Origin of the sequence: Paenibacillus sp. UASWS1643, from assembly GCF_008693195.1 — a bacterium.
GTDB classification, from domain to species: Bacteria; Bacillota; Bacilli; order Paenibacillales; family Paenibacillaceae; genus Paenibacillus; species Paenibacillus amylolyticus_B.
On sequence record NZ_VXKZ01000103.1, the window covers coordinates 40,218 to 59,869 of the forward strand.

The 19,652-nt window shown below is 45.8% G+C and carries 16 protein-coding genes; 3 read left to right on the forward strand and 13 right to left on the reverse strand.

Annotation, left to right across the window (positions count from 1 at the left end):
- Window positions 1–2: 2 nt before the first annotated feature.
- Window positions 3–509 (reverse strand): YceD family protein, encoded by a 507-nt coding sequence (locus FE296_RS10135; protein WP_150364883.1) that lies wholly within the window; start codon window positions 507–509, stop codon window positions 3–5.
- A gap of 462 nt (window positions 510–971) precedes the next feature.
- Here FE296_RS10135 and hmpA point away from each other — a divergent pair, with 462 nt between their 5' ends.
- Window positions 972–2,207 carry an NO-inducible flavohemoprotein gene (gene hmpA, locus FE296_RS10140; RefSeq protein WP_150364884.1) on the forward strand — a complete coding sequence of 412 codons (1,236 nt, stop codon included), beginning with the start codon at window positions 972–974 and terminating at the stop codon, window positions 2,205–2,207.
- A gap of 291 nt (window positions 2,208–2,498) precedes the next feature.
- Complete coding sequence (locus tag FE296_RS10145; RefSeq protein ID WP_150364885.1) at window positions 2,499–3,731, forward strand: nucleotidyltransferase; 1,233 nt, start codon at window positions 2,499–2,501, stop codon at window positions 3,729–3,731.
- 284 nt (window positions 3,732–4,015) lie between these two features.
- On the opposite strand, the gene FE296_RS10150 is transcribed toward FE296_RS10145, so the two are convergent.
- Window positions 4,016–5,056: a SepM family pheromone-processing serine protease gene (locus FE296_RS10150; RefSeq protein ID WP_150364886.1), complete on the reverse strand. Its 1,041-nt coding sequence runs from the start codon at window positions 5,054–5,056 to the stop codon at window positions 4,016–4,018.
- A 251-nt stretch (window positions 5,057–5,307) separates the two neighbouring features.
- Here FE296_RS10150 and FE296_RS10155 point away from each other — a divergent pair, with 251 nt between their 5' ends.
- Window positions 5,308–6,645, forward strand: coding sequence for a nucleoside recognition domain-containing protein (locus FE296_RS10155; protein WP_150364887.1), 1,338 nt, complete (start codon window positions 5,308–5,310; stop codon window positions 6,643–6,645).
- Here FE296_RS10155 and coaD read toward each other — a convergent pair.
- The 11 genes from coaD to FE296_RS10210 all read right to left on the reverse strand — a co-directional run bounded on the left by coaD (window position 6,623) and on the right by FE296_RS10210 (window position 19,493).
- Window positions 6,623–7,129, reverse strand: coding sequence for a pantetheine-phosphate adenylyltransferase (gene coaD / locus FE296_RS10160; RefSeq protein ID WP_085981453.1), 507 nt, complete (start codon window positions 7,127–7,129; stop codon window positions 6,623–6,625). The two genes, FE296_RS10155 and coaD, sit on opposite strands and share 23 nt — an antisense overlap.
- Window position 7,130: 1 nt before the next feature.
- On the reverse strand, window positions 7,131–7,739 hold the full coding sequence (rsmD, locus tag FE296_RS10165; RefSeq protein ID WP_124114041.1) for a 16S rRNA (guanine(966)-N(2))-methyltransferase RsmD: 609 nt from the start codon (window positions 7,737–7,739) through the stop codon (window positions 7,131–7,133).
- A 291-nt stretch (window positions 7,740–8,030) separates the two neighbouring features.
- Window positions 8,031–8,465: a hypothetical protein gene (locus tag FE296_RS10170; RefSeq protein WP_150364888.1), complete on the reverse strand. Its 435-nt coding sequence runs from the start codon at window positions 8,463–8,465 to the stop codon at window positions 8,031–8,033.
- Window positions 8,466–8,606: 141 nt separating this feature from the next.
- The gene (locus tag FE296_RS10175; protein ID WP_190945120.1) at window positions 8,607–8,939 is read right to left on the reverse strand and encodes a hypothetical protein; all 333 of its coding nucleotides are present in this window, start codon (window positions 8,937–8,939) and stop codon (window positions 8,607–8,609) included.
- A 45-nt stretch (window positions 8,940–8,984) separates the two neighbouring features.
- Window positions 8,985–9,290 (reverse strand): hypothetical protein, encoded by a 306-nt coding sequence (locus FE296_RS10180; protein WP_017689244.1) that lies wholly within the window; start codon window positions 9,288–9,290, stop codon window positions 8,985–8,987.
- Window positions 9,291–9,460: 170 nt separating this feature from the next.
- Window positions 9,461–12,508, reverse strand: coding sequence for a beta-galactosidase, LacZ type (gene lacZ, locus FE296_RS10185; RefSeq protein ID WP_150364890.1), 3,048 nt, complete (start codon window positions 12,506–12,508; stop codon window positions 9,461–9,463).
- A gap of 158 nt (window positions 12,509–12,666) precedes the next feature.
- Window positions 12,667–13,497 (reverse strand): carbohydrate ABC transporter permease, encoded by an 831-nt coding sequence (locus tag FE296_RS10190; RefSeq protein ID WP_062833750.1) that lies wholly within the window; start codon window positions 13,495–13,497, stop codon window positions 12,667–12,669.
- Entirely contained in the window at window positions 13,490–14,380 is an 891-nt protein-coding gene (locus FE296_RS10195) for a carbohydrate ABC transporter permease (RefSeq protein ID WP_036610887.1), read from the reverse strand. The genes FE296_RS10190 and FE296_RS10195 overlap by 8 nt, the downstream gene beginning before the upstream one ends.
- A 141-nt stretch (window positions 14,381–14,521) precedes the next feature.
- Entirely contained in the window at window positions 14,522–15,805 is a 1,284-nt protein-coding gene (locus tag FE296_RS10200) for an extracellular solute-binding protein (RefSeq protein WP_310336632.1), read from the reverse strand.
- A 352-nt stretch (window positions 15,806–16,157) separates the two neighbouring features.
- The gene (locus tag FE296_RS10205; protein WP_124114036.1) at window positions 16,158–17,927 is read right to left on the reverse strand and encodes a cache domain-containing sensor histidine kinase; all 1,770 of its coding nucleotides are present in this window, start codon (window positions 17,925–17,927) and stop codon (window positions 16,158–16,160) included.
- Between the two features lie 18 nt (window positions 17,928–17,945).
- Window positions 17,946–19,493 carry a response regulator transcription factor gene (locus FE296_RS10210; RefSeq protein WP_150364891.1) on the reverse strand — a complete coding sequence of 516 codons (1,548 nt, stop codon included), beginning with the start codon at window positions 19,491–19,493 and terminating at the stop codon, window positions 17,946–17,948.
- Between the last annotated feature and the right edge of the window lie 159 nt (window positions 19,494–19,652).

Genomic DNA, 19,652 nt, shown 5'->3' on the forward strand with positions numbered 1-19,652 from the left:
GCTCATTTAAAAAAATCCTTGAGCCCTGCAAGCCGCGGATCGATAACCTGGTTATCACAACCGCAGTCACCTTCGTTCAGCTCATGGCCATACTTGGGGCATAACCCTTTGCATGTATCGCTACATAGCGGTATAAACGGAAGATCCAGCAGAAAAGCTTCCTCGGCATAACCCTTCAGATCAACGCTATCTCCATCCACATAGAGCGTATCATCGTCTTCGTGTAATTCCTCTGGCTGTTTTCCCTGCTTGAATTGCTCATGAAAATCAATATGAAAATGTTCATTGATCGGCTTAAGACAACGGGAGCACAACATGTCCACCCCTATGGTCAGCTTGCCATGAACATCCACAACGTCACCTTCTCTGAATTCTGCAGATAAGTCCGCAGTCAGCGGGGTAACGGCTGTGATATCTTGTCGGTTAGAAACCAGTTCCTTGATATCCCACTGTTCGTTAAACTTCAGGGGGCCATCACTGGTAGCCACTTTGCGAAATGGCATTAACATTTCCATCACTCCAAACGAAACCAATTTCATAATTCATGTCAAACGTATCACGACAGTTATACAGGTCAAGCCTGCTTTTGTAAAGCAATATATCCTGACTGTATGTATTCTGACGATTCATCGTTAAAAGTATTATGAAATTGACTTAACAAACAAAAATCATTATACCGATTTTTCAAGACGTTTGTCAACACTTTTAACTTTACACCCTTTTTAAAACCAATGGCTCAGAACCGTTTACTCCATCTGGTCTATTATAGACTCACTTCAAGATAAACCACAAGTCGTCATTTTAGTTGTAGTTCCTTGCAAACACCGGTCACATTTCGTTAACGTTTAGTGTGATCTATATCACACAGACCCGCTTGCCCCCTATCTATACTTGCTATAAACCAAAGCACGATCAGCTCCATGACCGATTTATTATCCAACTATTTCATATCATATCGGGAGGGAAAATGTATGTTAAGTGAACACACTATTAGAGTCATTAAATCTACAGTACCCGTACTTGAAGTTCACGGTGAAGCGATCACACGCCATTTTTACGAAACGATGTTCGCAGCTCATCCGGAACTACTGAATATTTTCAATCACGCAAATCAGAAACAGGGGCGACAGCAAGCCGCCCTCGCCAATATGGTATACACCGCTGCCCTGCATATTGATAATCTGTCATCCATCCTACCTGCTGTCCGGCAAGTTGCACATAAACATCGCAGCCTGGGTATCGTTCCTGAGCAATACGCGATTGTCGGCACCTATCTGCTTCAAGCCATCAAAGATGTCCTTGGAGACGCAGCAACGGATGAGATTATCACGGCGTGGGGCGAAGCCTATAATGTCATTGCAGACGCCTTTATCGGGATCGAACAGAATATGTATACAAAAGCGGAAAACCAGACGGGTGGCTGGGAAGGATTTCGTACCTTCAAGGTTGCCAAGAAAGTGCAGGAAAGTGAAATCATCACGTCCTTCTACCTTGTTCCAGACGATGGTCAGCCTATTGCCAGTTATGAACCGGGACAATACATCAGTATCAAAATCCAGCCAGAGGCACAGTCATTTACCCAGATTCGTCAGTATAGCCTTTCAGATACCCCGGGTAAACCCTACTATCGCATTTCCGTTAAGCGTGAGCGAGGTGTATTAGAGCGCCCTGATGGAGTTATATCCACGTATCTCCACGATCACATTGAAGAAGGTAGTCTGGTGGAGTTATCCGCTCCTGCTGGCGACTTCACGCTGATTGCAGACAATAAACGACCTGTTGTTCTCCTAAGCGGTGGTGTTGGCTTAACGCCCATGATCAGCATGTTAGACACGCTAGTTAACTTGAATGAGAATCGTCCCATTACATTTTTGCATGCAAGTCCCAATGGTCAATCGCACGCGTTCCGTGATCATGTGAACAGTCTGGCCAAACGTAATCAGGGTGTTAAAGCTTATTATTGTTACACTCAACCTGAGGATTCTGATCGTGAAAATAAGTATTTTCATAAGGAAGGTTATATGGAGGCTACCTGGCTTCGTCAAGTGATTGATGAACTGGATGCCACCTATTATCTGTGCGGACCCGTTTCGTTCATGCGGGCAGTGTATACGGAACTTCAGGCGCTTGGTGTTACAGCAGACAACATTCATTATGAATTTTTTGGGCCCAAAGCAAGTCTAACTCCCGCGCCGGAAAGTGTCTAAGCGTTCTGAGATTGTAAGATGTGATTAGCCTAACTTCTTCCTAATGTATATAAGTGTATGGGTAAGTGTCCTATTATGATGATTTATTAAGATGAAGAAGTCGTTCTCCGATTATTGAAAATCTGTAATATACAATAGATTTGCAGGCACAATCTGACATCTGTTGATGTCGGATTTGTGCCTTTTTCTTGTCTGAATTGGTGCATGATTTGATCTAATACATGACATCCCCTATGATGGAATGGATGTTATACATACTCGGTTATCCAATCGAAAGGAGTACGTCTAATCATGAAAGCCGTAGGCGTCATTGTTGAATATAACCCCTTGCACAATGGGCATGTCTATCATTTGCAAGAAGCTCGGCGGCTAAGCGGCGCAGACGCCGTTGTTGCAGTTATGAGCGGCCCTTTTCTCCAGCGTGGCGAACCCGCCATCGTTGGTAAAAGGGCACGCACCGAGATGGCGCTGCACGCAGGCGCGGATCTCGTGCTTGAACTGCCGGTGGCTTATGCTGTGCAACCGGCGGAGTGGTTTGCCTTCGGTGCGGTATCGCTGCTGCACCGCACCGGCATTGTGGACTCGCTCTGCTTCGGCAGCGAGTCCGGCGACCTGGACAGCCTGCAGCGCATTGCGCGCGTGCTGGCTGTGGAGCCCGCAGGGATGCGCGCAGACATCGCGCGCCGCCTGCGGGAAGGCGCCAGCTACCCCGCCGCGTACGCAGGAGCGGCGGCAGCGCTGGCGCCCGGCGGCGTCGATGCTCACGACGCCGCCGCACTGCTGGAGCAGCCCAACAATTCGCTTGGGCTGCACTACCTGATCGCGCTGCAACGACTTGGAAGCGCGATCCAGCCCTTTACGGCGGCGCGTACCGGTGCCGCGTATCATGAGGCGACGCCCGGGCCGGGGGCGATCGCCAGTGCCACAGCCGTCCGCCGTCTGCTGATGGCGGACGGACCCAACGCCGCCGCGCCCTACGTGCCGGCGGCAACTCTTGCCATTCTGCATCGCGAATGGCAGGAAGGGCGCGCTCCCATACACTGGGAGCGCTTTGCGCAGCCGCTGTTGCACCTTGCGGCCACCCGCCGTGCCTCCGAGCTGGAACGCATCGCCGAAGTCACGGAAGGCCTGGAACACCGACTGAGCCGTGCACTCGCTCAGCTCCCGGAGCCTTCAGTCGAAGCATTCCTGAATGCACTGAAGACCAAACGATACACACGCACCAAACTCCAGCGTATGCTCGCCCACCTGCTCCTGAATCACACCAAAGCCGAGTGTTCACCAGAGCAATTGGCTACCGGACCTGGATATCTCCGAGTCCTCGGATTTAATGCTCAAGGGCAGAGCCTGCTTAAACAAATGAAGAAGACCGCCTCACTGCCTGTTGTACTGAAACCGTCGACGTTCACACACAATCAACTTGAACTGGATATACAAGCTCAGGTTGCGTATGGGCTCGCTTGCGAGCATAAGGACACACGCAAGATGTTCAGTGACTACTATGAGTCGCCTGTGAGACTGTAATCCGCTTTGGACCACAAGGCTTCATTTTCTAAGGAGCTTTATATTCCATCATCAAACAGGTCATTCATGTCGACTACTGAAAACTAAACTATACAATTAAAAAAATCCCCTTGCTGCGCGCCGCTCAGGCACCTCGCAACAAGGGGATTTCCTTATTAATTTCTGTTGATCTTCTCAAATCTCTTGATCACACTTCATTCCAATGCAATCATTTATTCCGATTTCATCCGTTCTTTATTCATGCGGTTCAACGTTGGCTCGATCTCTTCCCGCCCGATTATAACCTATGATTTCACGGACAAGGTTTTCAAATAAGCCAGCGCATCATCCACCGTGCCCACAGGCACAAGCTTCATTTTGGTGCCGATCTGTTCAGCCTTGGCTGCTGCTTCCTTATAGTTATCCTTAGGCACAAAGAAGATCTCCGCTTCTTTTCGGTCAGCGGCTACAATCTTGTGCACTACACCACCAATGGCACCCACCACACCGTCCTTGGTAATGGTACCCGTACCCGCAATTCGATGCCCCTTGGTCAGATCTCCAGGTGTTAACTGGTTATAGATCTCCAACGTAAACATCAAGCCGGCAGACGGACCACCAACCTGAGTATCGGTGAAGGAGATCTGTTTGTCCGGATCTTCAGCTTTCACCTTCTGAACCGCACCAATCATAACGCCGAGTCCCGGGCGCGTTTCACCCGTTTTACTGTCTTTTACCTGAATCAGTTTCACGTCCCGGCTAATGGTCTCTCCACCACGTTCCAGTTGCATTTCGACTGTATCTCCGACCTTTTTATCTTTTAACTGGGAAGAAAGCACCGTATTATCCGGCGTAGCTGTTCCGTTCACTCCCAGAATGATATCTCCCGGAGCAATGTCTCCTTCCGGTTTTGGGTCTTCGGACAGTCCAAATACAAAGATATGTTCAGGTACAATAGAGTAAGCCACATCAGCCTGCTCATATGCAGCCTCCATTGCGGAGGATTGTGAGTCACTCATGAACCACACCTGTTCGGCAGAGTATTCCGCTTCGCTTTTGCCGCGCAGTCGGTCTTCCTTTTTATCCACTTGAGCATTTTTATTGAACAGAGAGGTTCCTAGCAAAAACACATTGGCATATGTTGCCGACACGGTCGTCATCATGAACACACCGCGTTCTTCCTGGTCTCCACCCTTAACGGTTACCATTGGTTTTACTTCATCTGCACTGCCAGGCATATATATGATATACGGCGTTGGCATGTACACGGCAACATAGACGACCAGAGCCACCACGACCACAAAGATCGAAGCTCTGAATCCGCCAGATTTCCGAATCCGATTCATCGCATGAGCCTCCGTTCTTTGTATCTCTATATAAGCTGAACTCTACACTAATCAGCGATAGTAATTCCATCTTGTTTAATCATTTTTTTCAAGTCTAACACTCTGGTCCTTGTGCATACAATGGTACAGGCCGGATAGGCCGCTGTATACAATAGCCTGTCCGGTCAAGGCCGAACCGCCCTTCGGGCGTCATTCGGCCGTCCATAACGATTCAGATGCCAAATCGGCGTTATCTGATATGAGGTGAAACGATGACATTACAGAGCGAGGTTAGAGATTCTGGCCCGTTACGAACGATAATCCTAAGCACCGGCGCTTTAATGTTGGTCATTGCGGTAGTTGCGTCCCCCAAAGAAGCGTTTGACGCCTCTATTCAAGGTCTGGATATATGGTGGAAAATCATCTTCCCTGCCATGCTCCCGTTCCTTATGTTATCCCAAATGCTCACTGCGTTTGGCTTCACCCATGCAATCGGGGCTTTGCTTGGACCGTTGATGCAACGGTGGTTTAGACTTCCAGGCAACGCAGGTCTGGCGATTGCTGTTGGCATGTGCGGCGGATTCCCCGCAGGAGCAGATGCGGTATCCCGTTTATTTCAGGATAGACAAATTACCGCCAAGCAGGCGGTTGTCCTTGCGGCGTCATCTCATTTTGCCAATCCAATGATGATCATACTGGTCGTCGGTGCTGCTTTTCTCCACCAGCCAGCGGCCGGATATTTTCTACTCATGGTCCACTGGATCAGCGGCTGGATTGCTGCCATTCTTGCCACGCGTCTCCTGCCTGCAGCGGGTAACCGAACAAACAGGGTTGGCTCGGCAGCCATGCAAGCAGATAACAGCTCTCTTGATTCTCAGCCTACAAGTCCTGCAAGTTGCACAAGTCGCTCATCTGCACCCCACCATGCTACGTCTAAACGACGCTCTATATGGTCCGATATGATGATTGCAGCCAGAGAAGCCCATAGTCGTGATGGAAGAGGATTTGGCAAACTGCTCGGTGACACCGTATCCCAAGCTGTACAGACCTTGATGATGACTGGAGGATACATGATCGGTTTTGCCGTGTTTATCCGGTTGGTCTCCCTTTATCTGACTCCCGGCTCCTCTGCCGCGCTTTGGCCAGCCTTCTTCGAGCTTCACCTGGGCACCTATCATTTGAGCCAGACTTCATTAACACCCATGCTGCTCATGTCTCTACTTGCAGCCGTTCTCGGATGGGGTGGTTTATGCTCCCATCTGCAAGTTTCTGCTGTCTTGAAAACAACTGGTCCCGGCACCAAATCGATGTTGTACTTTGCTGGAGTTCGCCTGACTCATGGATTAATCGCCTTTTTCATCAGTCTGTTCCTATGGATGCCGTTCAGCCGTTATAGCACAGAAGTCTGGACCACATTACAGACGAATGCAGAGCAAGACCTCTCAACACCATTCGGTTGGCTATTCATACATAGTCCAGGTAACACATACACGATCAACACCATTTGGAGTGTCTTCCCTGCTGCATGCATGGGTCTTGCGTTACTTCTTGCAGTCATGATTAGTCTATCGGGTCTTACCTTCTGGTTTAACCGCCGGTTTTCTCGCTGATTTTCTGACGGAGCGCAGCTTCCACTTCAGGTGAGACAAGATCTGTAACATCTCCATGATAATGAGCGATTTCTTTGACGATGCTGGAACTTAAATAGGAATACTTCGGATTTGTCATCATAAATATGGTTTCCGCATCCGGGTTCAACTTGCTGTTGGTCGATGCCAATTGCAACTCGTATTCAAAATCGGTTACTGAGCGTATACCACGAACGATGACCTGAGCTTCCTTTTGCCGGACGTAATTGGCCGTCAGATCGCGGAAACTGTCCACCTCCACATTTGGTAGATGACGGGTTACTTCCGTAATCAGTTCCTTGCGTTCCTCCACCGTAAACAGCGGATTTTTGCTCATATTGTTCAACACAGCCACAATGACGCGATCAAATTGCTTTGACGCTCTGGCGATGATATCCAGATGCCCCATCGTTACGGGATCAAAACTTCCAGGATATACGGCGATCCGTTCCTGTCGATGTATCATTTCAGTCATGAGGAGCCTCCTCTTCCGGTGTAATGGATTCTCCATCTTCAACTGCTTCTGGCGAATAATAATAGATGGATACTGCCGTCTCCCCATACAAAGCCTTACGCGTTTGTTCAAACGGGCCGAATTGCTCAGGGTAATCATGTTTGGATTCATATTCAAGCACGATGGTTGCTTCGGGTTCCAGAAGCTCCAGTTCGTGCATGGTTAACATCAACTCGTGCCCGTTCTTCATGCGATATGGCGGGTCGAGAAACACCAGATCAAACGTTGTGCCTCGTTTGGCGAGTGCCTTCAATGCCCGACCTGCATCATTACGATATACGGCCGCCTGGTCTTCAAGCTTGGTCGCCTTCAGATTCATGCGGATAACTTCAATACTTTTCGATTCCAAATCAACAAAAACAGCCTTGTCCATGCCGCGGCTCAGCGCCTCAATACCGAGACCTCCACTGCCTGCAAACAGATCCAATGCTGTGCCGCCCTCAAAATAAGGACCAACCATGCTAAATAACGCTTCCTTCACCTTGTCGGTGGTCGGCCGCGTACCCGTGCCAGGAACAGCCTTCAGCGGCCTGCCTTTTGCACTCCCAGATACCACTCTCACTTGACGAGTCACCTTTTCTCTATGTAAGTTTATTGATACGACTATCGTACCACACTCGGGTTCAGTTTGAAAAATGTGCGGTCTTCATTTCCCTTGGAAAATTGTTGACGCATATGTATAAAAAAGAAACAATCGGGCGATTCTATAATTATCGACATCACAAGTGTCGTAGACAACCGCGGAGAAGACTTACGTTTCCCCATAAGCTCTTCGTCCGGTTTCTCCTCTCCCATGAAAAAGAAGCTCTCGAAAGAGGGCTTCTTTTTGTTGTTTAAGTTTTCATTTATTATGTTAGTTATATTTTTCTTCAAAATCACTTATTTCGGCTTCCTCTTCGGTCTTCAACCATCCGATCTCCCTCAGCCACATGCCCATATTTGCGATAAATTCATTCACTTTTAGATGTTCAATCTTGTATTTCTTAATCTTTTCACTCAAAAAAGCATAAAACTCATGGCTTAACACATACCGTTGTTTGCTTTTGCTTAATGTCTTATACCGATCCTCACTGACCACCAGATCAAAATAGATGACCTTCTCCTTCTTCACATGCCTAACGGTGGATCTTCTATCATATTCTTCAGGAAGACATCTGAAAACAAAGAAGAGTTCAATATCAACTACTTGGTATTTGGTTTCTGCTTTATCAAACACAGACTGCAACTCATCCGATAGATGGGCAACCTGCGTTAAACCTGAAGTATCCGTTGATCGGCCCAGAATCATCCCTAAACTCCTCCTTGTTCATTTTCAACATTCGTAATGAAACTAAAAAAGGCTGACTAGGGATGTAAACTCCGTCAACCTTTCCTAATGTTTATCATTCTTGTGTATTACAAACTCAGGAAGCTATTCTAATTCAGCTCTCTATGTTTCCGATTGGAAAGTCGTAAATTGATCAATGGAATGATAAGTAGAACAACCGGCAAGAGAAAATTTTATCGAACCCATCTTAATCATCATGAAGGTAATAAACAGCACGGCGAGCCAGGTTATAATCTCCATCATTTCATATTTGGTTAACGTCAGCTTGAAAGCTTTTTTCGAAATGAAACGAATCAAGAAATAAGCGATCAAGCTATAGAACAGGATCATTCCCAAAATTGCGACAGTGATAATGAGGTACATCTCCACCATAAAAATCTCACCCGACCCTAATATCATTTCCTTAATTTTACCATAAAAGCAATAGGGTGTCATTCCAAATTCCGAACCAGCGTTCCTTCAAGAGTGGGAATCTACGCTTTACTTCTCTTCTACAACAATCGTTGCATTATAGATCACAACGCGTTTCCCATTGAGATCAAATAATACTTTATTGCCGTATTCCGTATCTTCCACGTCAATTTTGCCGTCATAGGTCTGAATCAATTCACCATTATTGCTGTACACTTTAACAACCCTCTCCAGGCCGCCCGAGTTATTGGACCTCATCGTTTTGAGTGCACGTTCACCTGAAGCGGTATTGAAATACCATATGAAACATCCAACAATGATGCCCAGAAAGACCAACACCGTCACCCATATACCTGTCTTTGCTTTTTTACTCATCTTGAACCCCCTCTTATGTTTCCTGTCTCGTACATTACGAGGTTGGAGAGAGAACGGTTTCATACAATGCCTCTCAAGCTGTTCGTTGACATAACAAAACAGAGGCCTCCGATGAGCGAAGACCTCTGTTCTTTATAGTATACGTTCTTTATTCTGTACGATTCTTTTACTTACAGTGCTCGAATGACAAATTCAAATGTCAGTTCGCCGTCTGAAGGGATCAGGTATTCCGGATGAACTGGAGCACCCCAGCTATCATCACCGCCAACACCCATTTGTTTACCTGCTACAGTCACGACCGTATAGTGCACAGGAGGCAATTCGTACGCATGCTGTGCGTTCTCCAGCTCAAATGCTGTATATGGTGATACATTCAGCTCAACCGGAGTTCCGGATGCTTCAATTTTGAAGCCACGTCCCGCGTTGTCTGTCAATTTGGCCCAACGTACGCCCGTACGGTTGCCTGATTCCTGTGGTACCAGATATGGAGCCATGGTATCAGCTACCTTGCTGCCATGGATGCCCAGACGTGCGCCAGATGCGCGGTCTGCATAATTTTCTTCTGGTCCCATCGCGAGCCATTCCACGTTTTCGAAGTCAGGTGATGTTCTGAAGGACAATGCATGAATTGGTAGGTTCGGCAATCCTGCTGTACCTTTGTACGTATTATGAACACGTACACTTCCATCTGCATGCACGGTATAAGCCACTTTTACTTGTACATCCTCTGAAATGTTGAGCTTGTACGTGAACTCGATCCGGTATTGATCCGGTTTCTGTTCCGCTTTCCACTCTAAAGAACGTGGCATCAAGCTCGCTGCATACCAGGCGCCCAGTTCGAAGCCCATCGCCATACCTTTGTCATTATCCGTCATTGCACGCCAGAAGAGCGGTGCAGGTGGTACAGCAATAGTCTCACGACCGGACAATTTCAGGGAAACCAGTGTCCCAAACTGTTTGGAGAACAGCGCATGTGTCTTGCCAGCACGAACACCAATGTTAACGTCACCTTCAATAACCTGTACATCACTTACAAGGTTCAGGTCGACTTCAACTGCATCATTTACCTGATCCTGTGTGAAAATAAACTGTCCAAATGCCACTTCTTCGCCTTTGTCAGCCCACATTGTAGCTTCTTTTAACACAAATGCAGTGTTCACAGCGTACTCGCCGCTCACCAGAGCTTCTGCACCCAGCGGAAGTTTCACTACCGTCTCGCTTTGTGCATCCACGTTCACTTCCAATGTTCCACGCAGCACTTCATGTCCCGCGCGCTCCAGGCTGTATACCAGTTCCAGCGCAGATGTATCTGCGAACAGATTACCGTTCACGATTTTGACACCTTCACGATCCGGGAACAGCTTGATGTTCTGGTAAAGGAATTTAACCTCCTGCATTTTCGCAGTTACTTTACGGTCAGCATGGACAATACCGTTGCCACAGAACGAATAGTCTGATGGACGATCACCAAAATCTCCGCCATAAGCGAGGAATTCTTTGCCGTAACGATCTTTTTTATAAATGGATTGGTCGATGTAATCCCAGATGAATCCACCTTGATACATCGGATATTTGTCTTCCAACTCCGTATATTTGTGCATACCGCCAATGGAGTTACCCATGGCATGCATGTACTCACAGCTGATATACGGCTTGGTCGGGTTTGCATTCAGGAATTCTTCAATATCCGCCGGTTTGGCATACATGCGAGTCTCCATATCACTTGTTTCATCGAAACGGCGATCATGGAATACACCTTCATAATGTACCAGACGTGTTGGATCAGCTGATTTGAAGTATTGGGATACTTTGTAGATGACTTCACCACCATGTGATTCATTACCACAAGACCAGATCAGAATGGACGGATGGTTTTTGTCACGCTCCACCATGGACACAGCGCGGTCCATAACGATATCATGCCATTCCGGTTTATCACCTGGAATAACCCAAGAAGGCTCAACGGCGCCAAGTTTCTGCCAAGATCCGTGTGTCTCCAGGTTCATCTCGTCAATAACATAAAGTCCGTATTCATCACACAACTCATACCAAAGACTTTGGTTTGGATAGTGTGACGTACGTACAGCATTCATGTTGTTCTGTTTGATCGTACGAACATCCCACAGCATATCTTCCTTCGTAACCGCACGTCCACGACGCGGGTTGAACTCATGACGATTCACACCTTTGAATACGATACGTTTACCGTTGATGTGCATCACTTTATCAATCATTTCAAATGTACGGAAACCAACGGCTTGAGGTACAACCTCAACCAGTGTACCTGCAGCATCATATACACGGATATAGAGACGGTACAAGTACGGAATCTCTGCGCTCCACAGGTTTACTGTACCGATATCTTCACGAAGACTTACTTGCCCATCGTTAACTTTGGATTCAAACGTTTTAACAGTATTGCCTTCACGATCACGAAGTTCAGCCTCTACTCGCGCTCCAGCAACCGCTTTTCCTTCCAGTTTCAAATCTAGTTGCAATGTACCGTTGGTATAGGACTTGTCCAGATCTGTGCGAACATGAACATCACGTACGTGTGCAGTTGGGACCGTATACAGATACACATCTCTGAAAATACCGGAGAAACGCCAGAAATCCTGATCTTCCAGCCAGCTGCCTGTGCTGCGTTGATACACCTCAACTGCGAGTTTGTTCTCTCCATCCTGAAGGAATGGCGTCAGGTCAAAATCAGATGGCGTGAAGCTGTCTTCCCCGTATCCTACGAATTGTCCGTTAAGCCATACATAGAATGCAGACTCTACACCTTGGAAAGAAATATATACCGGATTCGACTCCCAACCTGTTGGCAGGTGGAATGTGCGAATGTAACTTCCAACCGGATTTTTATCCTGTGGTAATGCTGGTGGACGAATGTCGTTCAAGCCATCCCAAGGATATTGTGTATTTACATATTGAATCTGTCCGTATCCTTGAAGTTGGATATGCCCCGGAACTTCAATATCATCCCAGCCTTCACTGGAAAAATCGGATGTATAGAAAAACTCAGAACGGCTGTCTGGACGAATTGCATAGTTGAATTTCCACGTACCATTCAGATCATAACGCATGGACATCGCGCCTGAACCTACTGCCTCTTCCATTGTTTGGTAATAACGGTGATCGGAATAGGCATGAAGACGGTTCACCTCAAATACACTTACGTCCCCCAACCAGTTGATATCTGCCTTTGTTGCTTTCATCGGCTCTCTCTCCCTTTAAAACGTTATAGTTTGACTTATTCAAGGTTTACTCTGGATTTCCTTTTTGCTTTACATAAACAAAAAAGACAGAGGTACGCCATAACAGCGCCCTCTCTTCTTTCCTGCACCCGTCATTTGCACGGATTATGCTGTTTTCATTACTTCACGGATCCTACCATACCTGCAACAAAATGTTTCTGCATGATGAAGAAAACGATTGCTGTAGGCAGTGTTGCAATAACGATCGCTGTCATGATTACTCCGTAATCCGGAGAATAACCAGCACCCAGATTTGAGATCAACAGTGGAATCGTTTGTTGGTCAGGTGTTTGCAATACAATGAGTGGCCACAGATAGTTGTTCCAGCTACTCATGAATGTAATGATTGCTGCCGCTGCATATGTTGTTTTCATGGTTGGCATATAGATCTTCAAGAAGATGCCGAGTTCACTCAAACCATCAATACGTCCAGCTTCCAGCAAGTCTTTCGGGAACATTTTGGTGTTCTGACGGAAGAAAAAGATCAGGAACGCTGTTGCGATGGTTGGCAGGATCACTGCTGCCATCGTGTTGATTCCGATAACCGGTGCAACTCCCGAGATTGTTGCAAACATACGATACAATGGTACCATAATCGCTGCAAACGGGATCATCATGGACAACAACAGGATATTAAACACGACATCACGGGACTTCGTGCGATATACCTCGAAGCCATAACCTGCCATGGAACCAATAAACAGTGCCAATACAGTGGAGATTACAGAGATAATCGCCGAGTTTCCGAGAGCCTGTACCAGATTTGTCGAATCAATCAGTTTGTTGAAGTTATCAATAAAAGCTGAACCGGGCAGCAGTCTACCCTTGGTGACATCGACTGATGCATTTGTTGAACTGACCAGCATCCAGAAGAAAGGGAAAATGGATACAAAGGCGACGATGGATAGGAACACATACGTGAAAATCCGTTTTGCTTTAGCTTTAGCCATTTTTATTATCACCTGCCACTTTAAACTGGATGATGGACAATACAATAATCAAGATTACGATGGAATAAGACACTGTTGCTGCATAACCGAAGTCCGGTGAATATTTGAACGAAAGGTTGTAGATGTATTGTGAAATCGACATGGTCGCATTACCTGGACCACCTTTGGTAATATTCATGATCTCATCGAAGATTTGCAATGTACCAATCGTTGATGTGATGGACGTGAAGAGGATAATCGGTTTAAGCAAAGGTACTGTGATTTTGAAGAATTGTGTAAAAGCATTCGCTCCGTCAATTCTTGCAGCTTCATAGATCGATTGATCGATGTTTTGCAGGGATGACAGATAGAAAATCATGTTATATCCGGTCCAACGCCAAGTAACGGCGATTATGATCGTAATTTTAGCCCAGAACGGGTCTGTGATCCATTGAATTGGATCGCCAATAATGTGCAAGCCCATAAGGAATTGATTCACCATTCCATCTGGTGCGAACAAATATTTGAATACAACAGAGTACGCTACCAATGAAGTTACACAAGGCAAGAAAATCGCTGTACGGAAGAAGCTCCGGAAGCGTAGTGTGCTGTCATTCAGCAATACGGAAATAAACAAACCAAGAATAATCATTACAGGCACTTGAATAATCAAGTAGATAAATGTATTCGATAATGCTGTACGGAACGTTGTATCCACTAACAATCTTTTGTAGTTAGAAAGGCCCGAAAATTCAAGATTGGCTCCTACACCAGACTTGAACGATAAGAGCAGCGCTTGGATCATCGGGTAGAAGTAAAATGCAACAATCCCGACAACAGCCAGCAAAACAAAAGCCCATCCAGTCAAATTATTTTTCTTTTGGAGACTGTCTCCTGTATTCATGGCTTTCACAGTATGGCTCCTCTCTCTCCATGGAACATGGGTAGAACCCACGGAGCCTCTCGCCATATCCGGTTCGACTTGCGCCGGACATGGGAGACGGTTCCGATGTTTCCTAGGGTTCTATAAGTTACCTTGGGTATCTTAGTTTAATTGTGCTTCAGCTTGTTTTTGTGCATCAGCCAGAACGTCATCGATTGATTTACCGTTCAGGAATGCTTGCATTTCTACAACCAGAATATCTTCAATGGCATATGTGTTGATACCATAGTTTACGCTTGGAATTTCTTTCGTCCAATTCGCAAAGTCTGTGAAGATTTTTTGTCCGCCGAAGTACTCGTCTGCTTTCGCATAAGCTTCGCCATCAACTGCTGGTTTGTACGTACCAATTGCGCCGATGTTGTTCAACAGATCTTGATACAATTGTTTGTCAGAACCAAATGTTTTTGCTACAAAATCAGCTGCTTGATCTGCACCAGGAACGTTGTTCATAACATACCAAGAGCTACCGCCCAAGTTGGATGCGTGAACAGAGTTTGGTTGACCAGCCATTTTTGGCATTGGAGCTACAGCCCATTTACCGGATTGGGAAGCTTCTTGACGTACAGATGGTGAGAACCAGTTACCTGTAGGAATTGTTGCTACGCTACCGTTATTGGCGTTGGCAACGAATTGACTCCAGTCAGAGTGCAATTTAACAATGTTGGCATCCATCATCGCTTTGTAGGTGATGAAAGCTTCTTTCAGTGCAGCGTTAGTAGCAATGTCCGGTGTTTTACCATCTTCTGTGGAATACCATTTACCTGCAGTTTGGATCATCATACGAATCAAACCAAGGTCATTCGGGTCAAGAGAAAGAAGCTCTTTACCTGTTTTAGCTTTTACGTCTTTACCAATTTGGATGTAATCATCCCAAGTAATGTCTTGCAGGTCAGCTGCTTTGTAGCCAGCTTGCTCCAGCAGGTCTGTTCTGTAGTACAAGCCAGCAACGCCGGAGTCAAATGGTACTCCGTATTGTTTGCCATCAAACGCTGTTGGTCCGAGTTTGTAATCTGCAAAATCGGAAGCCGTGATACTGGAAGACAGATCTTTGAACGCATCCGGATATGCATTCAGGAAGCTTTGTGAACGATAGTCTTCAATCAGAACTACGTTTGGAAGACCGCTGGCAGTTCCGGAGTTAAGACCTGTGTTCAGTTTCTGAATGATATCAGCTTGAGCGTATTCAATGATGTTAATTTTCACATCAGGATTTGCTTTTTGATATGCTTCTTTTGCTGTTTCCATTGCAGCTACGTTAAAAGCTTTGTCCCAAGCCCAGACCGTAATTTCGTTTGTTTTTTCGTCACCACCACTAGCGGACTTACCTCCGCCACCGGATGAACATGCGGACAACAGCAGTACTGTAACGAGCATCAATACCCACATTTTTTTCAAAACATTCAACTCCCCTTCAACCTCTTTGTGTGTAATTTGTTTGCGTTTTCTGAAAGCGGTTGCTTTCGATGTATTCATCTTATCATTCCCATATCTCCATTCGTTAGTAATAATTTTGTACGGATTTGTCATCTTATTGCCACAATGAAAACCTTTACAGAAACCGTTTGCATTAAATTTGGTTTTTTGTAATTTCTTTTGATTTTGTAATTTCTTGATCTTGAAATAGTACAAAAATGATTTCACCCGCTTTACCTCTGACACGTGAAAATCCCCCGTCTCTGTAGAAAACAGAAGCGAGGGATCTCGATTTTAAGTGTATTTAATCGAATCGGGTTTCGATTCAACTCGTGATTAAAGGCAGTGTAACAGTAACTCTCGTTCCTTCCCCAACCGTACTCATAATGGTGACACCATAAGGTGAACCATATAATAACTCAATACGGTCATGTACATTGCGAATACCGATACCGCTGAATAGTTGACGATTGTTCTTTGGATTGGGCAACGTTTCTCCCATGACAAGCCCTTCAATTCCATCCCCATTGTCCATAATCTCACAGATGAGTGATTCTCCCGCTCTGGAAACCATGACATGAATCGTACCCGTTTCTTTCTTGTTGAATCCATGGAAAAATGCATTCTCGATAAACGGCTGGATCATCAGTTTGGGTACATGATAGTGTGTACAATCCGGAGCCACGTAGAAAGCTGCTTTAATCCGGCCACCATATCTGACGTGATTAATGAAGACATAATTTTTCAAATTCTCGACTTCTTGTTCCACTGTAACAGTCTGACTCACATCACTGATCGTATTTTGCAACAATCCAATTAATGCATTGATCGTCTCCGCAGCCCTGTCTTTGTTGCCTTGTTGCACCAGAACTTTGACAGATGCAAGTGTATTGTACAAGAAGTGAGGATTAATCTGACTCTGTAATGCAGCAAGCTCTGCGTTACGTTGTTCATGCTGTGTCTGTACTAACTGATCCACATAATCATGCAGTTCATCAAGCATGTAATTGTACGCATGACCAAGCTGCCTGCTCTCGTAGCTTCCACTCACCGGAATGTAGTTGTCCAGATCACTTTTTGTAATGTTGGACATCTGCTTCACAAGTCTGCGCAGTGACTTGGTAATCTGGCTGGTGATGAGAAACACAAGGATGAGTGCCCCCACAACGATAGCTGCACAGATCAGGGCAACCGTCTTCATGTCGATAAGTTGACCCATCGCCAGATCCTTATCCACTACATTGACAATATAAAACCGATAGAACGGTAAATACTCGGATAGCACAACGCTATCCTGATCCATCACACGAGCATTAATACTTCTCGGAGCGTTGTTGTTCATATCCCGGGCATACGATAGCAAATCCAGCTGAGTTGTTCCGATCCAGTCTTCACGATTCGATGATACAATCTCACCTTTTTCATTCATAATGACCACATCATTGCCACGACTTGTAAAGCTGCTGTAAAATTGCCGGAATATGTCTTCTCTCATCGTGACATAGAGCGTACCGTATATTCGGCTGCGTGTTCGGTCCGTCAACGCCTTCGTCGCAGAGATCATCTGCTGACTCCCGAGCGTTGCCTCGTTTTGGTAAACATCAAAGATAAGACGACTCGGCGTCTCAGCGGCTTCCATCGTAATTGGCTCCTGCTTCAATTCATCCACGGACAACTGAAGGTGAGCACGATTCGTGGAATAGCTCCGTCCATTAATCCCGATAATTGTTATCCCGACTTCGTAGGATTCTGTAATGGATTGAACTCGATCCATCGTTTCCCTCATATTATAGAAGGATTTGGCCATCGTGAGGGAATCGGCATCTCCTTCGGACAGGAATCCTCGGATCGATCCACTCTGCGTCACATTATTCGATACGGCAGCAATGGCCTCGTTAAATGACTCAAAATTTGTCTTGATCTGATTAAGCACCTTGGAGTTTGTGATACTGAATGTCTCGGTAAACAGATTGGTTGACATGTGAATGGTCGTCCATAAGATGAGTACAGAAACGAGGACAATACTGACCACCATAACCAGAAACAACTTGGGAAACAATCCGAGACGAGATAATTGGTTCATCCATTTCTTCATGATCTTATCCTTCTGACTTTATGCCCAGAATTTGCGCCGGTATCGGCTTGGTGATAATCCGGTGAATTTTTTGAACACTTTGCAAAAGTAACTATGATCGGAATAGCCTACCATACTGCTAATCTCAGAGATCGTTACATCATCGGATCGGAGCAATTCCTCGGCTTTTTCTATCCGAATTTTATTTAAGTATTCATTAAATCCTTCTTTTTTGTGAGATGAGAAATAACTTGATAAATACGATGGATTAAAATGGAAATGCTTGGCTACTTCAGCAAGCCCGAGCGGCTGATCAAAGTGCTCATGCATGTAATCCAGCAGCATCTTCATGTTGGGATCACTTCGTTTTCCACCCGCACCAACGGTGCACTCCTGAACTTCCGTCATGAATTGGTCAAGCACAGTCATAACTTCGTCCAGACTTGAAGCCCCGTCCACATTTTTAAAATACGTATATTTGCTCTCTTCCAGCCCGGCGGACTGGACATCCATATCCGCGAGGGTAATGGTCACGTTGAAGATCAAGTTACCGAGAAATGATTTGATCTCAAACACATCGGCAATATAATCCCGTCCAAGTGTTTTTGCATGATCCTGTAAATACTCCTTTGCCGCTTCGACCCGGTTACGCTTCACATGCTGCAAAAACATATTCACATTAAACTGGTAACCTGCGGGATGCATTGGAGGCAGTTCACCATACACCAGGATTGGTCGATCCTTATAATAGAAGCGATATTCAATCAGCTTAATCAGGCGTTCCCGGTAAACAACACCCATCTGTTCAAATGAAGTAAAGCTTTCACTAAGCACCCAACCAGGACTGTCTTCTCCTGCTGCATTTTCACTGGCCAACTGTCTGATCCGTTCAAGCATCCATTCATCTCTCACAGGATCGACATTAAGAAGCATCACAGGTAATGTACCCTCTGCGGGAACCATTGCACATTCTACTTCAGGCAGATCACTGCGGAGCTTGGATTCAATCTGTTCCTGATCCATCTTCAGTGGATTCCCTCCAGCACCCACGGGTTTATACACAAGCAAGCGAAAGGATTCATACGGAAAGGTATCTCGAATGATCGGCATTTCGCTATCTTCATCCAGTGTAAATCCGGACAGCATCTTCTCCATCAGTTGTCCAAGTCTCCAGCCATCGTGCGACGGCTCGAACTGTAGCTCCGGAATTTTACCCGCTGTGCGTTGAAGGACTTGCAATAATTCATTTGTATCCAGCTTGGGTTTCAGTATATAATCGGCTGCCCCGTGCTGAAGCGTTGAACGTACATACTCGAATTCACTGAAGCTGCTAAGAACAATAACTTCAATCTGCGGATTACTGGCTTTTAGTGTACGGACAAACGTTTCCCCATCCATGACAGGCATGACAATGTCGGTGATCACAATATCCGGTTTTAACAGGTTCACCTGCTGTAATCCTTCTTCACCGTTGGAAGCTTCACCCACAATGATAAATCCTTCCGCTTCCCAGTTCATATGGTGCTTTATGCCCTGTCTTACCAGAAACTCATCGTCAACAATCAGCACCTTGCACAACCGGTTCATGATCGCGACCCCCTTGTCTAATCTTTCCTCTATATCTGTACAGGCTATACCAACTATTATATATCGGTTATAAACACTTTCCAGTGTTAGCGGTTACATTAATTTTAAATTGATTGTACATCTTTTTATATCTTAAAACGATCTTTTAAGCAATGGTAA